The 6,460-nt window shown below is 59.8% G+C and carries 3 protein-coding genes and 3 pseudogenes; 5 read left to right on the forward strand and 1 reads right to left on the reverse strand.

What is annotated here, in order from left to right; translation table 11 throughout:
- Nucleotides 1-133: 133 nt before the first annotated feature.
- The 3 pseudogenes from IE101_RS19435 to IE101_RS19920 all read left to right on the forward strand — a co-directional run.
- Nucleotides 134-1,096: pseudogene (locus IE101_RS19435) on the forward strand (IS4 family transposase); the annotation flags it as partial.
- A 36-nt stretch (nt 1,097-1,132) separates the two neighbouring features.
- Nucleotides 1,133-1,321, forward strand: a pseudogene (locus IE101_RS20095) (IS21 family transposase); the annotation flags it as partial.
- 250 nt (nt 1,322-1,571) lie between these two features.
- A pseudogene (locus IE101_RS19920) lies at nt 1,572-1,765 on the forward strand (IS110 family transposase); the annotation flags it as partial.
- A gap of 525 nt (nt 1,766-2,290) precedes the next feature.
- Here the strand turns inward: IE101_RS19920 and IE101_RS19450 are convergent.
- Nucleotides 2,291-3,490 carry an IS256 family transposase gene (locus IE101_RS19450; protein ID WP_189635497.1) on the reverse strand — a complete coding sequence of 400 codons (1,200 nt, stop codon included), beginning with the start codon at nt 3,488-3,490 and terminating at the stop codon, nt 2,291-2,293.
- A gap of 724 nt (nt 3,491-4,214) precedes the next feature.
- Here IE101_RS19450 and IE101_RS19455 point away from each other — a divergent pair.
- Nucleotides 4,215-5,177, forward strand: a complete 963-nt coding sequence (locus IE101_RS19455) for an AAA family ATPase (RefSeq protein WP_189635498.1) — start codon at nt 4,215-4,217, stop codon at nt 5,175-5,177.
- Between the two features lie 34 nt (nt 5,178-5,211).
- Complete coding sequence (repC, locus tag IE101_RS19460; protein WP_189635499.1) at nt 5,212-6,057, forward strand: replication protein C, IncQ-type; 846 nt, start codon at nt 5,212-5,214, stop codon at nt 6,055-6,057.
- Nucleotides 6,058-6,460 lie beyond the last annotated feature (403 nt).

Genomic DNA, 6,460 nt, shown 5'->3' on the forward strand with positions numbered 1-6,460 from the left:
GGCATAGGCGTAGAACTAGTCGTAGACATGGAACCTCGGCGTCAGACCAACGCCAACAGCCTATCCCAGACCAGCCGCGCCGCTAACCCATGGGGTCTCCTTGCCGCTTACTCTGAACCGGCGGCTCGGTGCCATGCTTGAGGCGCTTGGGGAGCGGCCGGGGAAATCGCTGCCGACGGCGTTTCAGGACTGGTCGAACACCAAGGCGGCCTACCGGTTCTTTTCCAACGGGACGGTCAGCGAAGACAAGATCCTCGAGGGGCATTTCGCGGCCTCCGCGCTGCGCATTCGGGCAACAGGCGGTCCCGTGCTGATCCTGCAGGATACCACGGAATTCAACTTCAAGCGCGCGGCCCCGGAGAAAATCGGCTTCACCCATATCTCGACCGGGCACAAGCTGAAGGACGGCCGCCGCAGGAAGCACGTCGTCTGCGGGTTCCAGATGCATGCCAGCCTTGCGATCACGCCGGACGGGTTGCCGCTCGGGCTGACGGCAGCCAAGTTCTGGTCCCGCGCCGCATTCAAGGGCACCGCTGCGCTCAAGCGCAAGATCAACCCGACCCGCGTGCCCATCGAGCAGAAGGAAAGCATGCGCTGGCTTGACAATCTGCGCCTGTCGACCGAGTTGACGGGTGCGCCGGAGCGCTGCGTTCATGTCGGTGACCGCGAGAGTGACATCTACGAGCTCTACTGCCTGGCCGAGGAACTCGGGACCGGCTTCCTCGTTCGGAGCTGCGTCGATCGTCTGGCGGAGGATGGCGGCACGACCATCGCCAAAGTCATGGCACAGGTGCAGGCGAGCGGCACCCACGAGGTGCGGTTCCGGGACGCGCAGGGCAAGGACCATTGCGCCGTGCTGACGGTCCGGCATGCCACGATGACGGTCCGCCCGCCGATCGGAAAGCAGCGGCAATACCGGCACCAGGAGCTCCAGATCATCCATGCCGAGGAACTCGACCCGCCGCAGGACTGGGCGCCTGTCCACTGGAAGCTGATCACGAACCTGCCGGTGGCGACCCACGTGGAGGCCGTACACAAGCTCGAATGGTACGCGCTGCGCTGGAAAATCGAGACTTTCTTCCGGACGCTGAAAACCGGCTGCCGGATCGAGGAGCTGCGCCTGGCCACGGCCGAACGCCTGAAGACGGCCGTCATCGGTGAAGATGCCGCGGGTGTTGTAACTTATAACGAGTCCCTGGTGGCGCTGCTGGCGCATTACGGGTCCGCCCCGCGGGCGTGTCAGCCCTATCGCGCCAAGACGAAAGGCAAGGTCGAGCGGCCCTTCCGCTACGTGGGCCAGGACTTCTTCCTCGGGCGCAGCTTGGTGATGCCCTCTTTGCCGTCCTCTGCGCCTGTGGGCACAACATCCGCAAGATCCTGGCGCACCTCAGGACTTGGCTTGCTTGGATTATCGCCGTGCTATCCACCCCGAAAATCCCACAGCACCAACGCTATGTGCCCGCAGAACCGGTGTGAAGGCTTTGTTCAGGGCGAACTAACGACGTCAATAACGACAGGTGGTTAGCCTGAAACCGGCAGCATCAGAAGGCGGCCACAACCGGGTGCTTACCCTTTTCGAAGCCGCCAGCGTTTTGCTCCATCGAACCAAACGCTGGTGTGCGCTGAAGGCGTGGGGGCTTCGACTGGCCAAGCGAAACGGCATGAAAAAGGCGCAGGCGCGGTGGCGCGAAAACTGGCGGTAATCCTTCACTGCATCTGGGTCGATCGCACATCGTTTGAATGGGGAAAAGAAATGGCAGCGTGATCGACACAGTCCCAACCCCAAGATTGCAGGCCTGAACTCAGACCTGTGATGTCCCGCCGGGACGGTGGTTGCGGTGACCTCGCTGTTTCGGCTGACGCTCCTTGGACCGTCGTTGCACACGTTGATGCACCCGACCCGAACATCAACATGAGGCCATGACCTCGAAAAAGGACCATAACCCCGGCACGGACAAACAGGCTTGACGAGGACCCGCAATTAAAGGGCCGAAACACAAACAGAAGCAGCGCAGGTCCAATGCAGCAAACCACGCTCGGTGGGGGGGCGTCATACGGGATGTGGTGAATTGATAGTATCTATTAGTATGCCGACACTTTGGCATATTTATAATTATAATTCAATAACTTAATTTGATGCTGCAAACCTGCGTGACGTGATCTGCGACAGGAATGACGCTGATCGCAACCCGCGTGACGCCCACCCGATTTCCGCCTGCAGGATGCCGTCCCACGGCGTGGTGTAGCTGGCGCTGATCGTCACCGTGATGCTCGGCGCGGGCCTGCTTGATCAGGATGCCGCGGCGGGCAGGCTGATGACGGCATCATCGCCCATCGGTGCGATGGTTTCCAGCGTCATGTATCTGGCGCGCTGGACGGCCCATTCGTCATTCTGTTCCAGCAGCAATGCCCCGACGAGGCGGATGATGGCCTCGTCGTTGGGGAAGATGCCCACGACATCCGTGCGGCGCTTGATCTCGCCGTTCAGCCGTTCGATCGGGTTGGTCGAATGCAGCTTGGCCCGGTGCTCCTTGGGGAAGGACATGTAGGCCAGCACGTCGTGCTCGGCGTCATCCATCAGCGTGGCCAGCTTCGGCACTTTGGGCCGGATCTGGTCGGCCACTGCGCGCCACTGGGTGCTGGCGGCCTCGGCCGTGTCCTGGGCGAAGGCGGTGGCGATGAAGGCCGAGACGACCCGCCTCCCGCTTTTCCCGGCATGGGCAAGGGCGTTGCGCTGGAAGTGAACCCGGCACCGCTGCCAAGTGGCGCAGAGAACCTTCGAGACGGCAGCCTTGATGCCCTCGTGCGCGTCCGAGATCACCAGCTTCACGCCCCGCAGGCCGCGCCGCGTCAGCTTGCGCAAGAACTCGGTCCAGATCGGCTCGGCCTCGGACGTGCCGATTTCCAGGCCCAGAACCTCGCGCCGTCCGTCCGTATTGACGCCGATGGCGATGATCACGGCGACTGACACGATCCGCCCTCCGCGCCGGACCTTGAGGTAGGTCGCGTCGATCCAGAGATAGGGCCAGTCACCTTCGAGGGGGCGGTTCAAGAACGCCTTCACCTTGCCGTCGATCTCTTCGCAAAGACGCGAGACCTGGCTCTTGGAGATGCCCGACATGCCCATGGCCTTGACCAGATCATCCACGGACCGCGTCGAGATGCCTTGGACATAGGCTTCTTGGATCACGGCCGTCAGGGCCTTCTCCGCCATGCGCCGGGGTTCGAGAAAGCCCGGAAAGTAGCTGCCCTTTCTGAGCTTCGGGATGCGCAGTTCGACCGTCCCGGCGCGCGTCTCCCAGTCACGGTCGCGGTATCCGTTCCGCTGCGCACGACGCGCGGGGTCTTTCTCGCCATAGGCCGCGCCCGTTGCAGCGCCGACCTCCAATTCCATCAGGCGCTCGGCTACAAAGCCAATCATCTCGCGCAGAAGGTCCGCATCAGGGGTCTTCTCGACGAGGTCGCGCAGGTTCATCATGTCGGTGGTCATCGGTGGAATCTCCGGTCCAGGTTGGTGTCAGCAACCAGACCCTAACCGGAAACCGCCGGTGACCACCTCAACCAGAACCTACACCACGCTCAGGGACAGCATCGCCTGCAGCCGTGAGGAACTCGATGGCGGCAATTTCTGCGTTAATAGCCCTTAACGCGGCTTTAACCTTCTTGTTGTATACTCAACATATTGAAGAGGTTAACGAAAATGGAAAATTAGTCTGTAAGCGCCCTCCGGGCCAAAGAAAAGCATAAAACGAGACCGCTGGGGTGACCCCAAGCGATCGGTATAGCGCGCGATCAAGCTGGCCCGATCAATCGGGCCCGGCCCTGAGGGTGATTTATTTTGCGACCCCGCTGGGTGCCGCACAAGGAAGATAATTTCCGCATTTTCTCGAATTTTAAAAACCTTAACGCCGTTTTAACTCGACCATATTAAATATAAATTGCTAAAAGGAAATTGAAAAATGAAACTTACTCAACCGAGCCTTGGCTCGCCCCTTCTCACACAGATCGCTCGCGCGGGACGTTTGCGTTTGGACTTCATCGTTATGGCTCTGCAGTTTGGCTCCCCGAAGATGAGCAAGCCCAAGTGCACCCACGATGTATTTGTATCAAGACCACGGCGGAATATTTCCTCCGGCATGTCGGGAACATTCACGAAGATTAACGTGGCTTTAACCTTGTTGTGCTATATTTGATTTATCCATGGAGTAAATAGGATGGTAAAAGGAAATAGGAGACGTCTCGCCGAAGGAGATAAACATGTCGTGTTTACATATCGTGTGCCAGTGGCCGAAGCGGTACGGAGCAAACCAGACCCGGTAGATTTCGTGCTCCCGGGGCTGGTCGCCGGAAGCCTCGGAGTTGTCGTCGCACCGGGCGGGGTCGGGAAGAGCATGTTGATGCTTCAGACGGCCATTTCGATCGCATTGGGACGGGATGTTTATGGGATTTGGTCGGACGGCGCGGCCTGCGGGATCAAGTCCGGCCCGGTCATTCTCGCCATGGTGGAAGATGCGGCGAGCATTGTCAAAGATCGACTTCACAACGCATGTCGCAGCATCGACGATCAGGATCTGGAACGCCTTGACCGCGATTTGATCATTTTGCCGTACTATGGGAAGGGGTTCTCTCTTATCGAGCGCCGAGAGAACGGGCTCGCGGAGTCGGGCATGTTCGAAGCTCTCTGCGACGAAATCCGGAAGCTACCGGTGCCCCCACGATTGGTCGTATTTGATACGCTGAACCGCTGCCTCAACGGTGCGAGCGAGAACAGCGCAGGCGATGTAAGTCAGGTTATCAATATCGTCGAGCGGCTCTGCGCCGATGTCGGCTGCGCCGCAGTGCTTGTGCATCACGCCAATAAAGCATCAATGCAGTCTGGAAACGGATCGGCGCAATATGCAGCTCGGGGCTCGTCAGCGATCACTGACAATTGCCGCTGGCAAGTGAATCTCTCGCATGCGGATTCGGAACCGTCTGAATCGCGGAACAATGCCGGGGCGGCGGCGCGGGTGGTCTTGGCGCTCGCAAAGGTGAATTATGGCGCGCCTCTGGCCCCTGCATTTTTAACGCGTGATGCAAGCGGGCTCCTCTGGGGCGCCACGCCGCGAGACGAACACGGAAGGGCAGGGGGCCCATCGCTTTCTGTGGTGGAGAGGCATGATGATAACTGGTCATGAACTTCTCCGGAGCCGTTATGCACATGTTGATCCCGTGCTGCTCGGCAGCGGTCTCTTTCGGCCGCGTGGGTCCGGAAAACCCGTCGTGGGTCGGGCGGATTATCTGAACACAAGCTTTGAGCTCCATGCGCCCCTCGCGCTTGATCATGTCGCGCTGACGCTTCTGCTGACGCTCTGCAGCCTGGCTGGGCAGGCAAACGCGCCGATGCTCGAAGGGGTGGCAAGGCCCGCTGCTCTTTGGCAGAAAATGCGCTGCGAGGGCGCGGCTTCTGGACGCCCGACGGCAAGCTGGACGGGAAGTTTGACGGAACTGATGCGCGAGATGGGCTGCACTGGAAATGCGGGCAGTATGAGAACCCTCGTGCGCGCGCGACTTATGGCGCTGGCAGACGTCCGGGTTTCGGTTTCCAACAAGTCGACTGGAGCGCTGGTCGAGGCGGCCCAGTTGCTCGCCTTCGTCGAGAACGAGAACAAGACGCTGCTAAAGATCGCGCTCTGCCCCCATCTGAGCAGATCTGTGCTGCGTAGCCTCGGCGGTCACTACGTACACGTTTGTCTGGTGACCTATCGTCGTATCAACACAGGAGCAGGGCGGGTGTTGCATGCCCTTCTGAGCAATCGGGTCCGTGAAACCGCGCATCAGCAGTGGAAATGTGGCGTCGAGAAACTCAGCGTCGCGCTCTACGGTGAGGAAGGGAGCGCTGCGGCGCAACGCAAGCGTTTGGGAGCGACGCGCGCGGCGGCGGCGGCGCTCGTGGCGCAGGGCTGGTCAATCGAGGAGTTCTGGCGTTCCGGATCGCTTGTTTATGCGATCCGCCGTGGGGCGACGGACCCCAAGGTGCTCCAGTCCCACCATGCCCCGCGCCTTGGTGCCGGATGACGGTTCGATTCGCGCGGGGGTCTGGCAGGGTTTTGTCAAAAATCGGAATGTCAATAAAATATTTTATAATTGCATTGACATTGTGGGGGAGATGGCGTAAATTAGTAAAATAACGGAGGTGCAACATGCGCAAAAGCGGAGAGATATAATTATACTTCGGTGTTCAGCTGGTCCGGACATCTGGTGCGCATGACTTGGGGCTTCGGCCCGCATCTGCTGCTATCCCATTCACGCTAAAGAGTTTGGATCGGCTCGGTGAGCAGTCATCGGTCCATCCTCATCCCATACGCAGCCTTGTCTGCGTATCCGCGCTATTTAGCGCGGCTTGACGACGGCATGTCCGGCTTCCCGGACTTCGACAGTTATTCCCTGTTTTTTGGTTTTTCGGGTGTCGGCGTTTCAG

Source organism: Gemmobacter lanyuensis, assembly GCF_014652355.1.
GTDB classification, from domain to species: domain Bacteria; phylum Pseudomonadota; class Alphaproteobacteria; order Rhodobacterales; family Rhodobacteraceae; genus Gemmobacter; species Gemmobacter lanyuensis.